This window comes from Bacteroidota bacterium (assembly GCA_017303905.1).
Taxonomy (GTDB): domain Bacteria; phylum Bacteroidota; class Bacteroidia; order B-17B0; family Aurantibacillaceae; genus JAHEYG01.
In genome coordinates this window covers 111,637-128,162 of record JAFLBH010000005.1, presented here as the reverse complement: position 1 = coordinate 128,162, position 16,526 = coordinate 111,637, and the positions used below count along the sequence as shown (strand labels likewise).

General features: G+C 36.9%; 13 protein-coding genes. 12 read left to right on the top strand and 1 reads right to left on the bottom strand.

The features are described 5' to 3' along the window. Window positions 1-62 precede the first annotated feature (62 nt). From J0L69_15890 to J0L69_15845, 10 genes are all read left to right on the top strand, one after another. A complete protein-coding gene (locus J0L69_15890; GenBank protein MBN8694676.1) occupies window positions 63-4,700 on the top strand; it encodes a PAS domain S-box protein in 4,638 nt (1,545 codons plus the stop codon). Between the two features lie 181 nt (window positions 4,701-4,881). Further along, window positions 4,882-5,436, top strand: a complete 555-nt coding sequence (locus tag J0L69_15885) for a hypothetical protein (protein MBN8694675.1) — start codon at window positions 4,882-4,884, stop codon at window positions 5,434-5,436. 22 nt (window positions 5,437-5,458) lie between these two features. After that, window positions 5,459-6,979 (top strand): T9SS type A sorting domain-containing protein, encoded by a 1,521-nt coding sequence (locus J0L69_15880; protein MBN8694674.1) that lies wholly within the window; start codon window positions 5,459-5,461, stop codon window positions 6,977-6,979. A gap of 262 nt (window positions 6,980-7,241) precedes the next feature. Next, window positions 7,242-7,970 (top strand): GAF domain-containing protein, encoded by a 729-nt coding sequence (locus J0L69_15875; protein MBN8694673.1) that lies wholly within the window; start codon window positions 7,242-7,244, stop codon window positions 7,968-7,970. Between the two features lie 42 nt (window positions 7,971-8,012). Further along, a complete protein-coding gene (locus J0L69_15870) occupies window positions 8,013-9,074 on the top strand; it encodes a PAS domain-containing sensor histidine kinase (GenBank protein ID MBN8694672.1) in 1,062 nt (353 codons plus the stop codon). 147 nt (window positions 9,075-9,221) lie between these two features. Then, window positions 9,222-9,878, top strand: coding sequence for a DUF5343 domain-containing protein (locus J0L69_15865; GenBank protein MBN8694671.1), 657 nt, complete (start codon window positions 9,222-9,224; stop codon window positions 9,876-9,878). Continuing rightward, window positions 9,875-10,459 carry a hypothetical protein gene (locus J0L69_15860; GenBank protein MBN8694670.1) on the top strand — a complete coding sequence of 195 codons (585 nt, stop codon included), beginning with the start codon at window positions 9,875-9,877 and terminating at the stop codon, window positions 10,457-10,459. Before J0L69_15865 ends, J0L69_15860 begins: the two co-directional genes overlap by 4 nt. Window positions 10,460-10,620: 161 nt before the next feature. Continuing rightward, window positions 10,621-11,334: a hypothetical protein gene (locus J0L69_15855; GenBank protein MBN8694669.1), complete on the top strand. Its 714-nt coding sequence runs from the start codon at window positions 10,621-10,623 to the stop codon at window positions 11,332-11,334. After that, window positions 11,331-11,606, top strand: coding sequence for a hypothetical protein (locus tag J0L69_15850; GenBank protein ID MBN8694668.1), 276 nt, complete (start codon window positions 11,331-11,333; stop codon window positions 11,604-11,606). The genes J0L69_15855 and J0L69_15850 overlap by 4 nt, the downstream gene beginning before the upstream one ends. 171 nt (window positions 11,607-11,777) lie before the next feature. Continuing rightward, window positions 11,778-13,409, top strand: a complete 1,632-nt coding sequence (locus tag J0L69_15845) for an SIR2 family protein (GenBank protein MBN8694667.1) — start codon at window positions 11,778-11,780, stop codon at window positions 13,407-13,409. A 132-nt stretch (window positions 13,410-13,541) separates the two neighbouring features. Here the strand turns inward: J0L69_15845 and J0L69_15840 are convergent, their stop codons facing one another. Next, a complete protein-coding gene (locus J0L69_15840) occupies window positions 13,542-14,444 on the bottom strand; it encodes a SiaC family regulatory phosphoprotein (GenBank protein MBN8694666.1) in 903 nt (300 codons plus the stop codon). Window positions 14,445-14,705: 261 nt separating this feature from the next. Between J0L69_15840 and J0L69_15835 the strand changes: the two genes are divergently transcribed. Further along, entirely contained in the window at window positions 14,706-15,248 is a 543-nt protein-coding gene (locus tag J0L69_15835; protein MBN8694665.1) for a dihydrofolate reductase, read from the top strand. Window positions 15,249-15,561: 313 nt separating this feature from the next. Then, complete coding sequence (locus J0L69_15830) at window positions 15,562-16,467, top strand: pentapeptide repeat-containing protein (GenBank protein MBN8694664.1); 906 nt, start codon at window positions 15,562-15,564, stop codon at window positions 16,465-16,467. Window positions 16,468-16,526: the final 59 nt, after the last annotated feature.

Sequence of the window (16,526 nt, the reverse complement as noted above, 5' to 3'; positions counted from 1 at the left end):
AAGAGCTGTTGGCATGGTGTTAATGGCAAACAAGTTTTTATATTAGTATACTTATAACTTAAATGAGCTTCGGAAAAAGCATATATCTTGAATTTAACGAATACTTAATTATTACAAACGCGTATCCCGAGAGTAATTGTCGTTTGTTGCAAAATCCGGAACAAGTAAAAGATCAAAGTGTCTGGATTACCTTTCCTTCTTTGCAGGCATATAAATATGAAGGCTTTTTAAAAAAATGTATTCAGGAATCAAAACCTGTAACTTTCGAAAATTACGCGCCTGAATATTCGGCATGGTTAAGATGGATGTTCTATCCTAAAGACAACGGACTAGGCTGTCTGGTTACCGACATCACCTCTGAGATTGAGGAACAAAAGCAATTATTAGATTATGAAATAAAAATGGCGGCTTTGCTTGAAAACACGCATGAAACCATTTTGTTTTTAAGCCCCGACTGCACAATTATTAACTTTAATAATACGGCCTTCGATCGTATCAGAGTTAATCTGAATAAAGAATTACTTATCGGTGCCTCATTTAAAGAATACATTTATCCCGGTTATGAAAGCGATTTTTATGAAGCGTTTCATCAGGCACTAAAAGGCGAAACACGCTCTACGGAATTGCGCATTAATTTACAAGGCAGAGATTATTTTATCCATTCAACACATACTCCCTTGTATGATGCCCAAGAAAGAATAGCCGGCGTTACGATTGTAAGCAGTGATATCAGTGATAGAAAGCTGGCCGAATTATCAAAAGAAAAAAACGAAATGAATCTGTCTGAAATGGAGATTAAATTAAAATCCATTTTAGACAGCACACAGGAAAATATTGTTTTACTTTCCAACGATTATAAAATTCTATGTTACAATAAAACAGCCGAAATTACTTTTAAATCCATTCAAAATAAATCCATTTGTGAAGGCGATGATTTCAGAAATTATGTGATTGATGAAAATAAAGCTGAATTTCTGAAAGGTTTTGAAACTGCTAAATCCGGACAACACATCGTTATTGAGCGCCCCGGCGCAAAAGGTGCCGGCGATTCCTGGTTCGAACATAAATTTAGTCCGGCCTACGATAATAACGGCCAATTAATAGGCGTTACCTTAGTTTCATTAAACATTACACAAAGAAAATTAGCCGAAGAACAATTAAAAATTTCAGAGACTAAATACCGCGATTTATTTACCAACTCTCCTACCTGTAATTTTATTTGGGAACCCGAAACATTAAATATTCTGGAAGTGAACGACGCCGTTATTGAAAAATACGGCTATACAAAAAGTGAATGGTCGAAAATGACAGTTTTGGATTTTCGTCCGGCTGAAGACCGCGAAAAGGTGAAAGAAAGTATAGCCGGTATGGCCACATCAGGCTATCATCAGCACGGTCGATGGCGCCACATTAAAAAGTCAGGCGAAGAAATATTAATGGATGTTACATCCTATCCGATTATCTATAACAACAAACCCGCGGTATTAACTTCGGCCAACGATGTAACGGAATTGGAAGTGGCAATCGGTCAACTTAAAAAAAGCAAAGACCGGTTTTTGCGTGTGTTACAAAAATCACCTTTAGCCAAATGCATCACGCTTAAAAATAATAAGGTGATTTACTTTAACGATCAGTTTGTAAAATTATTTGGCTATACAATAGAAGATATTCCTTATCTCGACAACTGGTGGCCTTTGGCATATCCCGATATACAATATCGCGAATATATTAAAGGTGAGTGGACCAAAAGAATTAACGATGTTAAATCGGCCAATGGCTTTGAACCTTTTGAAGCCAGCGTAAGATGTAAAGACGGTTCGTTTAAGGATATTGAGTTTAATTATGCCGATTTAGGCGAAGAGTATGTGGTTGTGTTTAAAGACATCACTGAAAGTAAAAAAGCGGAAAAACTAATTCGGATAAGTGAGGCGCGTTACAAATCTATTATTTCTGTATCCAATACCGGTGCATGGGAATACCATATAGATACAGGTTTCTTATGGTGCAGTGCCGAATATTTTTCTATGCTAGGACGTGATGTAAATGATTACGACTTATCCGGAAATAATAATTTGCAGCAAACCTGGCTGGACTTACTTCACCCTGAAGATAAAGCACGGGCCAGCAATCATTTTGCTGCATATTTGAAAAATGGTTCAATCGGTATCTATGAAAATTATTTTCGAATGCTTCACAGTAACGGAGAATGGGTGTGGATTTGGTCACGCGGACAAACCCTGCGCGACGCGGATGGTGTTATAACTACGCTTACCGTTGGAACTCATATCGACATCACGCAACGTAAACAAGCGGAGATTGCCATTAAGCAGAGTGAAGAAAAATTCAGGAATATAATTGAATTCAATCCTCTGCCCATGTTAATTATAAATGAGGAGTTAAACATAGCTTTCTCTAATCCTGCCGCGTGTAATTTATTAGGATATACCAATGAGGAACTTTCCAGTCTCTCATTAAAAGATCTCTCCTCCGAAGAAGAGAACGGACACGAAGACTTGTTAACCATGCGTGAGCGGCAATTACAAAATTATGTAAAAGGGGAAGTGATTGAATTACGTAAAAAAGATGGTGAACATTTTTTCGCAGAAGCAAAATTCGGAACTTTTGAAAGCGATGCCGAAGGATATACAGTACTTACTTTACATGATGTTTCCGACCGTATCAAATTTGAAATAGACATTACCAAATACAATCACGAACTAAATTTGCTGAATGAGATTAATGACAACATCCTTAATTCACACAGCGAATTCCAGTTATACGACAGGGTATGCGAAACACTTATTGGCGATGATGCTTATTGTTTAGCCTGGATTGGTTTACCACCCGAAGCCGGTGATACCGAAGGAATAATTAAACCAATTTCTAACGCCGGTGTTATTACGTATTTAAAGGGAATCAATTTATCGGTAACCAATCCGCTCACAAAAAACGGTCCAACAGCTACCGCTCTAATGAATGGCACAACCGTGGTTACGAATAATACAGTAAACACAGATTATTATAAACCCTGGTCGGAAAGAGTGAAAAAGTACGGAATAGGATCTTCGGTGGCTTTACCGGTAAAATATAATGATGATATTTTCGCCGTACTCAATGTGTATTCGCCAAGCCCCGGCGCTTTCGATAAAGATGAAGTTAAAATTTTAGATAGATTAGCAAGCAACCTCGCTGTGGCCGTGAAGGGCATTAAAAATAAACAGGAAAAAGAAAAGACCGCCTATCAATTAAATGAGCGAGTTAAAGAAATCAAAACCATTTATGAAGTAAGTAGTCTTTTAAAGGAAGAAGAGCTGGAATTTACCGAAATACTTTCTGATGTAGTGAACAAATTACCCAACGGTTTACAGTTTCCTGATAATTGCGGCGCACTTATTTGCTTTAATGAGGCCTGCTATCAGTCGGCACTTTATAAAAGCTCGGAGTTTAGTATGCGCTCCGTGAAAAAGGCCGATGATGGAAAATTACTGCAGATAGAAATGGTGTACCTCACGGAAACACCACACGAACACGAAGGCCCTTTCTTAAAAGAAGAACGCGATTTATTGGATAATGTAACCGAATTACTCATTACGTTTTATAATAAGAGCATCATCCGCCAAAAACTTAAAACATCAGAGGCGAACCTGAACTCCGTATTCGAAAATACGGAAGTGGGGCATTTACTCATTGATAAAGCGTACAATATTATTTCCTTCAATAACAGTTTTAAAAACGGTTACGCGGCCATCAGTGGCATTCATATTGATTTACAACAAAAGATAACAGAGCTTTTACCCGATCCAAGAAAGGATAGATTCATAGAAATACTGGAATCCGTTAAGCAAAAGAAGATGCCATATTCGTACGACATCGCTTATTCCTATAATAAAAGAAACTACCACTTTAACATGAACATTGTTCCGGTACTCGATAATAACGAACTCAACGGGTATAGTATCTCAGCCTATGATATTACAGCCCTCAAAAAACTGGAAACCGAGCGCCAAAAAATAATCGATGATTTATTGCAGCGTAACCGCGACCTCGAACAATTCTCCTACATCGTTTCTCATAACATACGTTCACCATTAGCCACGCTCTTAGGGTTTAGCAACCTCCTTAAATCAGGTATGAACGAAAAGGAAATGAAATTTGTTTTTAAAGGCTTGGAAGAATCCGCATTAAAACTCGATAATACCATTAAAGACGTCAACGAAATCCTAAATATTAAGAAGGAAATTTCTCAATCGAAGGTACGCGTGAACTTAAATGAATTAGTACAAAGTGTTTTAGGAAGCCTCGACACTAAACTAAAAAGTACCGGCGCTATTATTGATTACGACTTTAAGGAAATCAGTGAAATTAATACCATTAAACCATATATACAGAGCGTATTCATAAACCTAATCACCAATGCCATTAAATATGCGCGAAGAGGCGTGCGTCCTGAACTATTTATTTATTCCACCAAACAGGATGCGAATGTTATCATTACATTTAAAGATAACGGAACGGGTATCGATTTAGCTAAATATGGCGACCAGCTCTTTGGTTTATACAAACGATTTAACCTCGATGTTGAAGGGAAGGGCATGGGTTTATACATGGTAAAAACCCAAATCGGCGCCATGGGTGGTTCTATCGATATTGAAAGTAAATTAGGTGAGGGTAGTACCTTTATTGTAAAACTCCCTCTGTAAACTTCTCTTTTTCTCTCTTCTTAAACACTTAAAAGCGCCCCAAAGGCGCTTTTTTTTTATTACAAGTTTCGCGAAAATCTTACATCGGTAACCTTACACGTCTTTTGAAATTGCCCACGCTTTTTTACCGCCGTTACTTTGTATCAAATAAAACAAATAACAATAATTAAAAACAAAAGCCATGAAAACAAAATCAACAATCGTAAGCATCATCATTACAGTAATGATTATGTCATTTAGCAAATTAGTTGCTATTCCAACCGACACTACTTCTTATGTGTATCACAAATTACCTTTATTGGAAGTAACCGGAAAAATTAAACGCCCTTTATTAGCGCAAAGCGGTTTTTACAAAGTAGAACTCATTGAAGGAAATACTGTAATTGATACCGTAACCTGCCACGACAGAGGCGAATTTAACTTCTATTTAACCGAAGGAAAATTTTACGCCATTAAAATTTACAAGCAAGGTTACGCGCCTAAATTAATCAGCTTAAATACTTCAGTTAGCAAGCGCTCTTACCTTAACTGGCAATATCAATTGGAATTTACTGCCGAATTAATTACCGAAACCGAATTCGCGCAATTAGATAAAGAAACTCAGGATTTCCCATCGGCAGTTATCGAATTCTCTAACAAGAGAGAATTATTTAACTACAACGAAGAATACACCAAAAACATTAAACGTGCCTTATACTCTTCACCAAACGGTTTAGAAAGATTATCGTCACGCTAAATAAAACACAAAAAAATCTACCATGATCAACTACCTAAACATATTTATTCATACGGCCTTTAAAAAAATCCTGCCGCTACTCTTTATCGCGGGATTTTTAACCGCCACGAGCGCAAATGCCCAGGCTAACTTCGCCGGACAAATTAAGCTCACGCTCCTTGGAAACGGAACTTCCGATCATACCACCATCGGATTTAATGCCGCCACCACCGCGGGTTACGATGCGGGTTACGATGTAAGCAAAGCACCGCTAACTAATTCCTTGAATCCGTATATCTCCGTAGTAAACGCGGGCAACGATTTTCAAACGAATTATTACAAATGCGGACAAGCCTCATACAATATTCCTGTAAGAGTAAAACAAGGTGTAGCCGGAAAATGTGTACTCATTCGCGATTCGTCGCTGGTACTACCTTCGCAAGCCTGTATGTTTCTCGAAGATAAAAGCACAGGCCTATTCGAAGATTTTATCGCCGGCTCATCGTATTCGTTTACCATCAGCGATACAACTACCGCGCCGCTATTTGTTTTGCACATCATGAGCGCGGTTGATTACACTGTAGCGCAACCCGCTTGCAGTTATTCAACTAACGGCTCCATATTTGTGCAAGCCCCGCAAGCCGGACTCTGGGATCTTACGCTTAAAGATGCCATTGGAAACAGCTTAACAAATCATAACGGCATCACCAATATCGATTCACTGAAAAATTTGTCGCCGGGTGTATATCCCATCGAATTATCAGGAAACATTTCATTTTGTCCCAATCTGGAAGATACCATTATAATTACCACTCCGGCACCATTGCAAGTAAATAGCGTTACAGGTTGGACCAGTTGCCGAACAAGTAACAACGGATTTATTAATGCAAGTAATGTAGGCGGAGGCACCGCGCCCTATACCTATCATTGGAGTAATTCCCAAAGTAGCGCCATTATCAGCGGATTGTATCAGGGAGTTTACACACTCATACTCAGCGACGCCAATGGTTGTAAAGACACCAGCTATTACGCGGTAAAAAGCTCATCCAATTTAAAGGCGGCATTTGATACCGATAAAGACACCGTAACAGTACAAAACGGAACCATTCAAACGCTTAACAACAGTATTCATTACACCAATTTACAATGGAATTTTGGCGACGGTACTATTATTAGCAATCAAACTAATCCTTCACACACCTTTATTTCGGCAGGTATTTATACCGTAGAGCTTACCGCTTCCGATAATATTTGTGCCGAAAAAGTACAAAAAACAATTGTGGTGAACGGATTCAGCGGCATTAACGAACAACAATTGAATCAGCAAATTTCCATTCACTATTATCAAAATAAAGCTCAGGTAAAACTGGAGCTTAACCAAATAAGCGATGTGCGCATCAGCGTTTACGAAGTAAGCGGTAAACTGATAGCACAAAAAAATGTACAAGTCATGAACGGTGTAGAAGAAGTTGAACTTAACACCGCGGACGGCATGTACTTAATTGAAGTGTGTACCAATAATGATAAAACTGTAAAAAAGATCATGGCTTTACAAGGTTTTTAAATGTTGGTTTGTTTTCATGTGTGATATTGTGTAGTTTTTTTAGGTAGATTTTACTGCGCAATAAACGAAGGCTGTTCCGGGGGAGCAGCCTTTTCGTTTTTACGGACAATAAACCATTTTCATTGCGGAAAATCCGGCCAAATCAACTTTTTGTAGAATAAGAACTACAAGGCAGACGTAAAAATACACATAATCTGAGTGGTCTAAATCACTACATTAGTTCCATCTAAAAAAAACAATTTTACTTATTAATGGATCACTTATGGAGATAGGTAAATTAAGATTACTCGTTAATACCGTACAACAGCTCTCACTGGCGCGCGATATCGAAACCATAACCGATATTGTACGTACAGCCGCGCGAAAAATTACCGGCGCCGACGGCGCCGCCTTTGTTCTGAAAGACAACGACAAATGTTATTACGCCAACGAAGACGCTATTAGTCCCCTGTGGAAAGGTCAGCGTTTTCCTTTACACTCCTGCGTGAGTGGCTGGAGCATGACCCACAAAGAAGTTGCCATCATCCCCGATATATATCAAGACGAACGGGTACCGGTAGAAGCCTACCGACCAACCTTTGTAAAAAGTTTGGTTATGGTACCCATTCGTACTTTGAGTCCTATTGGCGCCATTGGCAATTATTGGGCCAAGCACCATGAGCCAACAGCCGAAGAAATAGAATTACTGCAATCACTCGCCGACATTACATCCGTTTCCATTGAAAACGTGTACGCGTATAACGAATTAAAAATGCAGAACGAGATGCTCTACGATATCGCCTTTATGCAATCGCATCAGGTAAGAGTACCCATCGCGCATATATTAGGTTTGCACGACCTGTTTAATTTCGAAAAACCCGAACATCCGGGCAACCGCGAAATTATGCAGCGCCTCAAAACATCCATTGTTGAACTCGATAAAATGGTAAAGCAGATTGTAGACAATACCTACAACATTAAAATGCAAGCGGCAAAAAAAACGGCGGAATGAAAAATGGCATTCAAATAAATTACTAAGCGCGCAAAAGAATAAGTGGAGATACAAGAAAAGTATATGGAACCCATGTTGAAAAATAAGCAATACCGGGTAGAGTTTTTTGAAAACTCCGATATGCTGATTTCCATTTACGACCGGCACCTTAATTTAGTAGATGCCAACAAAGCTTTTTATGAAGCACTCGGCCTCAAAAAAGAAGACACCTTAGGGAAAAACATCAATGTCATTTCTCCCGACTGTAAACCCTCCGGCCGTTACGCCATTTACCAAAACATCATTGAAAACGGCGGCACTTACGAAATTGATCAATTAAAACTACACCCTAAATTAGGCGGCATATACATACGCTTGCGCGCCTTTCAGGTAGGCGACGGTTTATGCATAGCCAGCAAAGAAATTACCGACTTAGTAGAAACCATTGATGATTTGGAAACCTTTATTTACAAAGCCTCACACGATGTACGCTCGCCCATTACCACCGCTTTAGGATTAATAAACGTAGCGCAGTTTGAATTAAAAGACAGCTCTAAAGCCCTGCATTATTTGAACATGATTAAACAGCAAACCGAACTCATGGACAAAGTAGTGAGCAGTTTGGTGGAGACCACACGCATACGACAAGGCGATGTAAAACATGAGCCCATTAATTTTGAAGAAGTACTTAACGCGGTAATTTACAGTTATCCTTCGCCGGAGGGCATGAGTAAAGTAAGAATGGACAGGTATATTGATGTGGAAGGAGAATTTTGCACCGACAAAACTTTACTCACCACCATTTTTACCAACCTCATACAAAACGCCGTGCACTACCGCGACAAGAGTAAGAAAAACCCATTTGTAAAAATTAAAATAGTGAGCGAAGGGCGTGGCGTAAGAATAACAGTAGAAGATAATGGCATGGGCATGAGTGAAGAAGCACAGAAAAATGTTTTTAAAATGTTTTTTAAAGGCACCAGCATCAGCGAAGGCAGTGGACTTGGTTTGTACACGGTAAGACGCTGCGTAAAAAAATTAGGCGGACACATAGCCATGGAAAGCAAATTAAAAACAGGTACTGTGTTTAGCATTTATTTGCCTAATGGTACTTTAACCAATTAGGGAATGCGCTTTAATAATGAGTGAGGAAATTGACGTGGGGGAGAGGATGGAGTAGATTTATGTATTATGAGAATTCAAATATTTATTTGAGCTGACAATAAGCTTTAAAGCAGCAATTAATAAAAGAGACAGAATTATATAAACAATATGGCAAAAGAATTACCTCCCTATCTAAATTCGACAGGACAACTTCAGGATTTACTGAAAAAAATTCAGGAGGCCCCTCCTCCTGCTCGTTTTAGTCACGATTTTCTTTTTACAAATTTAAAATTCACAAAGTCAGGTAGTACATTACCTTTCATTCCGTTCCTTAAGAGAATTGGTTTTATCTCAAACGACGGGACACCTAGTGATATATACAAAAAGTTCAGAAATCCAGATAAAAAGATATCTGGCAACGCGATGGCTCAGGCGATTAAAGTGGCCTATAGCAATCTTTACTCTCGAAACGAATATTTCCATAATCTAAATAAAACAGACCTTAAAAACTTTCTTATTGAGGTTCTTGAGCTCGAAGCAAATTCGGTCACACTAAATGCATTGATTCGGACAATCGATACACTAAAACTTTATGCGAATTTTGATATTACAAGTGCTATAGAAACAAAGACTTTGGAAAATGGTATTAGCAAAGGCGAGCATGATACCGATGACACCGACGAACATAAAGAAAAAAGAAAGGTTTCTGAACTTAATGGCATAAATCTGTCCTACACGATAAATTTAAATCTACCCGAGACGTCAGATATTAAGGTGTTTGACGCAATATTTAAGAGTTTAAAAGAAAACTTATTAAAGAAATGAAATTGAAAGATTCTGAAAACCTAATAAAACTCTTCGGTATAGCAAATCAATTTACAGAGCTAGACCTGGATAGAGTTGAGTCTTCGCTCCAAGTTGATCTAGGTCGAAAAAAAAGTAAAATTGAAAAGGACAATGTTTATTATCCGCAGTTCGAGTTGGATATCCGTAACGAAGCAAAGTCAATGGCTAGGCATTATGAAATATTTTACTGTTTGGAAAAATCAATAAGGGACTTAATTACAACTGCACTGGAAGCTTCAGGACAGAACTGGTGGGACGAAAAAGTCCCTACAATAGTAAAAGACGAAGTAAAAAAAAGAATTCAAAAAGAAATTGACTCAGGTGTGACGCTTCGTTCAGAAGAGCCGCTAGACTTCACTACGTTCGGTGAATTAGGTGAAATAATAAAAAGTAACTGGGCGGTATTTGGAACAATTTTCAATAGTGTAAAGGCTGTAGAAAAGGTAATGTCAAGTCTTAATACTCTTCGTGGACCAATTGCGCACTGTACAAAGTTGGCTGAGGACGAAGAATTGAGACTTCAAATCAGCGTTAGGGATTGGTTTAGACTCATGGAATAAACTGTCACTTGAAGTAGCTTAGTGTTATTTTACAATTGGATGATGGTTTGGCTAAGTTGCGGTTCGTTTGGATAATTAGTTCTGTAAAGTCAACACCAAGTCTCAAAATGTTATCAGTAATTCTAAAAGATGATTATAATAATAAGTATTAAAAAGTGAAAATGGAAGATGCAATTGATAATCCGAATTCTGAAAGTCCTGTAACCGGCCAGGATACTGAGCCTTTAGAAAAGAAGGGTAAGGATAAATCAGAACGAGCCTACAAAATATTTTTAAGCGGAATTAGACGCGCTGAAAATCTCCACAAAATCAATATTGACGAAAAAGGGCATAAACTTCCGATTCCGGAGGACAAAATTCTTGATTCGTATCGTGCTGTTGTGGTATTATCAATCTCGGCTCTTGATGCTTATGTAAAAACCTTTTTGACAGCTGAGATTAAGCAGCGCATAACTGATAGAACGCTTTCATCAGATTTGAAGGCCTATATTAAAGATGAGCTCTTTAATAAGGAATCACTTTACCATGTTGTTCTCGATGCAGATTTTATTGATAAGGTGATTGAGAAGTTTGATCTTGATTTTGAGAAGAAGTCGTTTCAAGGACAAAAGTCAATTGATAAGTATATGAAGTTGGCTGGTATTGGTCAGGTGTTTAAAGAGATAACTAAAAGCGCCAACGTTAGTCCAGACAACTTGATTGGTGACTTAGAACGATACACGACAATGAGACATTTAATTGTTCATTGTGGCGACCATGATTTAAATCAAACGGATTTAACTGAAAATAAAATTTGCGAAAAAGATGCTATTAAGTGCATTGAACTTGTTAAGTTAATTGCAACGGAAATCCATAAAATTTATCAAGCAAAATGAGGGCATTAATCATAATATATGAGTTTCAGAACTCAATTATAAATAATCGGAAAGTATTTGAAGAGAAAATTAGACAATACGGGCAATATGCTTTCTTGACAAATAATTCTTGTTTGATTTTTACAACCGCTACGGTTGTTTCTGTAAGAGATTATTTGAATGTAGGGTTGTCAAATGGCGATAAATTATACGTGGGAGAAACAAAAGCGCCCGCTGCTTGGAATAATTTACACAGTGAAGTTTCTGATTATGTAAAACGAAATTTGAAATAGCAACGGAAGTGACAGTCATTAATAGATTATCTTCTTAAAGGCAGAGTTGAGAATATAGTTCTAAGCAAAGTAAATGTTAGTAATGGTCAATTTAAGGTTTCAAAAGCATACTAATATAAAGCCCTAATCAATTATGGCTTATTATAAAACGACATTATTAAAAAAAAGACAATGAGTAATTACAAATACATACCTCTTTTTCCTAAACCATTCCTAGAGGATTTAGTAAAAGGACGAGTTCTCCCAATAATTGGAGCTGGTTTTTCAAAAAACGCACAAATTCCGAAAGGAAAAAATATTCCTGACTGGGAGGAACTTGGTAAAACATTTGCCAACTTAATACCCGACTATAATTATAATGGAGCAATTGACGCCATTTCTGCTTACGAACATGAATATTCTAGGGCGAAGCTTGTAGAAAAATTAAGTGATTTATTGCTCACTGGTCAACTAAAAGCTGGTAATGCCCATAAATCTTTTTGTAGCCTCCCCTTTCAATCTGTTGCGACTACGAATTTTGATTTTTTACTTGAAGAAGGATATGGGCTAGTTTCAAGGTATTGCCGACCAATAATTGAAGAAGAACAGTTGTCAATTGCCAACGGTAATCCTAAAGATATCGCACTTTTCAAAATTCACGGTGACCTGCATCACCCAAAAAGAATTGTTGCTACAGAAGAAGACTATGATGGTTTTCTAAATAGATACCCAATGATATCTACGTTTCTAGCAAATTTATTCATTTCAAAAACGATACTTTTCATTGGGTACAGCCTTGACGACCCAGATTTAAGACAAGTTTATCAACTAATAAAAGATAGACTTGGAAACCTCAAAAGACAAGCTTACACATTACGCATAAATAGCACGCCACAAGAGATTACAAGATTTGAAAGAAGAGGAGTTAAGGTTATTAATATTCCCAAAGGAACCAAATCATACAGCCAAGTTCTTGAAGATGTCTTTGAAGAGTTAAGAGATTATTGGACAAGAGAATACCCTAACATAGCCACAATAACGGAAGAGGATCCATTAATCGAACTAACAATGGAGAAGGAGTCTTCTGAAACAAGTAGACTTTGTTATTTTTCAGTTCCCTATAATACATTAAGTCTTTACAAAAAATACATTTTCCCAATAGCAGAAACTTATGGCTTTGCGCCAATTACTGCTGATGATGTATTAACCCAAGGAAATAATATAGCTGCAAAAATCTCAGCTTTAATTGAACGGTCAAGTGTTGTTGTAATTGACATATCTAACCAAACATCATTATTTGAATTAGGAATCGTAAAGTTAATTCAAGCAAAAAAGAAAAAAATAAAGACAATTTTAATTTCAGAAGAAGGCTCATCAATACCAAACGAGTTTTCAAATGAATATTATTTAATAAGACCGAACAATATTTTTGAGAACATTGATGACTTTACTGTTCCATTAGAAAAAGCCTTTTCACAACTTTATCAAGAGCTACAAGCAGGCTTTGAAGATGAACCACAAAGATTATTGTCTAAGAAAGAATATAGAGCTGCTGTGATTTCTGCTGTCACTCTACTAGAAACACAATTAAGAAGTAAAATAGAAAAGAAAATTGATTTAAGGTTTAAGCCTTACTCAATGCGACAACTTTTGGAATTGACATTTAAAGAGGAACTAATAAATAAGAATCATTATAAAGACTTAATGGAATGGGTTATGGTAAGAAATAAACTAGTACATACTCAAGGGCATATTGATGGCAGACTTGCTAAAAGAATTGTTACAAGTATTAATGAAGTTCTAAACGAATTGAAAGAGAAATAACAAAAACCCAAATAGACGTTTGGATCAGTGGCGGATGACATGGTTAATTGAATATTCTGCCTCGAATCAACCTTTGTAGTGTATTGACAGTTTTGTGCTCCGAAATCTATCACTGCGCCACGCCCCAATACGTTATTTGTATCGTTCAAGCCAATTTTTGATATCCAAATGATCCTTTAAATCTAATTTTGTCTCGATTAAATTCCTTTCCTTAATTGCATCTTTTGTAAAATATGATGAGGTAACAATCAAACTTTTATTCGGCTTAAAAATTTCGTTAACCCCAACAACTTGTCTAATAATGTCTACACCTACAGGACGATCAGGGGCATAATGTTTGCATTCAACAAACATTAATATATTTGTTAGACTATTTCTTATTCTTGCTATAATGTCCCTACCACCATCCCTTGAGATTTTTGTTAGCTCTACATCAAACCCAAAATCTTTTAGAATGTCTGCGACTAATTCCTCAAACTTTCTCGGTGTCAAATCATGTAAATACTCTGGATGTTTTGCTAAATATTTAAGTATTTCCTGATTAATATCAATTATTAGGGTTTTATGTTCTTTGGGATCTTCTGCATTTTCTTCATAATAGGTGTCATCCATTTCTAGTGGATTATTATGCTGCACCATTTTGAATGGAATGTCAATAATTGCCTGATAATCTTCACCGGCTTCTAACATATCTTCATCTTCTTCTTCGTGTAGCCAATTTACATTTATATTACTACCTCTTTTGTGATAGCCCTCTAGCATCTTGAATAGATCAAGAATTTCTTTTGAGCAATGAGTGTTGAAATAATCAAAGGCTACATTTACATTAACAGATTTTGAAAAATCAGAGGAGTTGTGATCAATCCATTTTCTTATATCGCCAAATAAAGTATTATCAGAGGTGCTAATAGCCTTGCCTTTAATATCAATAATATTCCTTTTTGCATCCAATAAAACTCTTGGTGTAACGTTAGTGCCTTTGATATAAGCTGTCTTTACATTAGTGTTAAATGTACATTTCGAATTTTCTTTCATTTCTAAAGTTTATTCTAAAGTTTAATAAATATATAAAAAAGAAGCCATAATATATTGTTAGAACTTTCAACCCCGTTCGCGCGGATTTGTAATCCGTGCGCCGCAATTTAAATGATACGCTTCGTGCATTTGTTGTAGTCACTCTGTTTTTATACTTTAATAACCTTTATAAATCCAAAACAAAGTATTTGTAAATTAGTACCATCAAATGAATGGCGCCGGCACAAAATAATATAGGCAAGAACAAAGAAAGAAACGACAATGCGAAAATTATCACTTTTTATAGCGACAAGTTTAGACGGGTACATTGCAAAACCAAATGACGACCTGAGTTTTCTGAATATAGTTGAAAAAGAAGGGGAAGATTACGGTTATGCAGAATTTACGGCAAACATTGATACCTTAATTATTGGTAGAAAAACTTATGATTATGTGCTGAAAGAAATTGGGTCTTCTCACTACGACAACGGACAACGAGACGTGTATGTAATAACAAGAACTGAGAGACCAAGTGTTGGTAGAACTACATTTTATTCAGGTAACTTGACAGAATTAGTACAACGACTAAAATCTGAAAAAGGAAAAAACATTTATTGTGACGGTGGAGCAGAAATAATCAATGAACTTCTACAGCACGACTTGATAGATGAATTTATAATTTCTGTTATACCTATTTTGGTGGGTAACGGGACACGACTATTTAAAGACAACAGACCTGAACAAGAACTTGAATTATTAAATGCAAAATCATTTGAAACAGGGCTGACACAACTTCATTACAAACGAAAAAGACAGATTGAATGATAAACCCCATTCGCGCGGATTTGCAATCCCTGCGCCGCAATTTATGAGGATACTTTGTAAATTTACTATAGCTATAAGTTTTTTTACCTTAATAAGCTTTAAAAAGTCCAAAACAAAGTATTTGTAAATTAGTACCATCAAATGAATGGCGCCGGTATTTTGTGTGCCTAAACACTAAAAAATAAGTAATACAACTTAAAGTGGTGGCAAAACAACCAAGAGTAGGGTATATACAACCAATGGTAGCGGCTAAAATTTGTACTAGGGCAATGGAGCGAAATAACTTTGCGGCATCTTAAAAACATAAATCATGATGCTAAATTCAAAATCAATTGGTAATAAAATTACCGAAGCTAGAAAGAAAATGAACTTTTCCCAAGCCGAACTGGCGCAACAGGTTTCCATTAGTCCGCAAGCCGTGGGTAAATGGGAGCGCGGCGAGTCGTTGCCCGATATCACTACCTTACATCGTTTGGCCGAAATTCTGGGCGTTGACCTTAATTACTTCTCCGGTTCCTTTCAAAGCGAAGACCTCGTAAAAACAAAAACAGAAAACACGGCTCAACTAGGTGAAGAAATTCCCGGCATTCAGTCCAAAAAGAAATTCGACTGGAATTGGGACATGTCGCAAGGTAATTGGGCCGACGCGGATTTTTCGGGGCTAAAAAACTTAAAAGAAAAATTCAGCTCTTCCAACATGAAGAACTGTAAGTTTATGAATGCGGATTTATCAGGCTTAATTCTTGCCAAAAACAATATTGAATTATGTGATTTTACCGCTTCTAATATCCGCGACAGTCAAATTCAGTCTTCCAATTTGTTAAATAATCAGTACAACAAATGTTCCTTTATCGACGCTAAGTTTTTTAAAGCCAATATTGAAAAATGCAATTTCACGGGCGCCGATTTTTCAGGCGCGGAAATTCAGGAATCGAATTTAGAGAAGAACAATGTAGATGGCGTGGTATGGAAGTTCACCAAATTTTTTAAATCAAACATCAGCGATATAGTTTTCACAGGCACCTTTGAGGATTGTCATTTTGAGCATTGTTCGTTTTACGGCGTCACCTTTCAAGACACCACTATTTTAAACACCTTTTTTAAGTATAACGATAGGTTTAAAAAAGTTCAGTTTGTAAACTGTAAAGTGGATAGCATCACGTATGCCTTCTTAAAAAATAACCAGGCGAACCTGGAAGGTATTACCGTATTATCGTAAAGAACTTGATAATATAAATAAAAACCCGAATCATCTGATTCGGGTTTTTTAATTGGTGC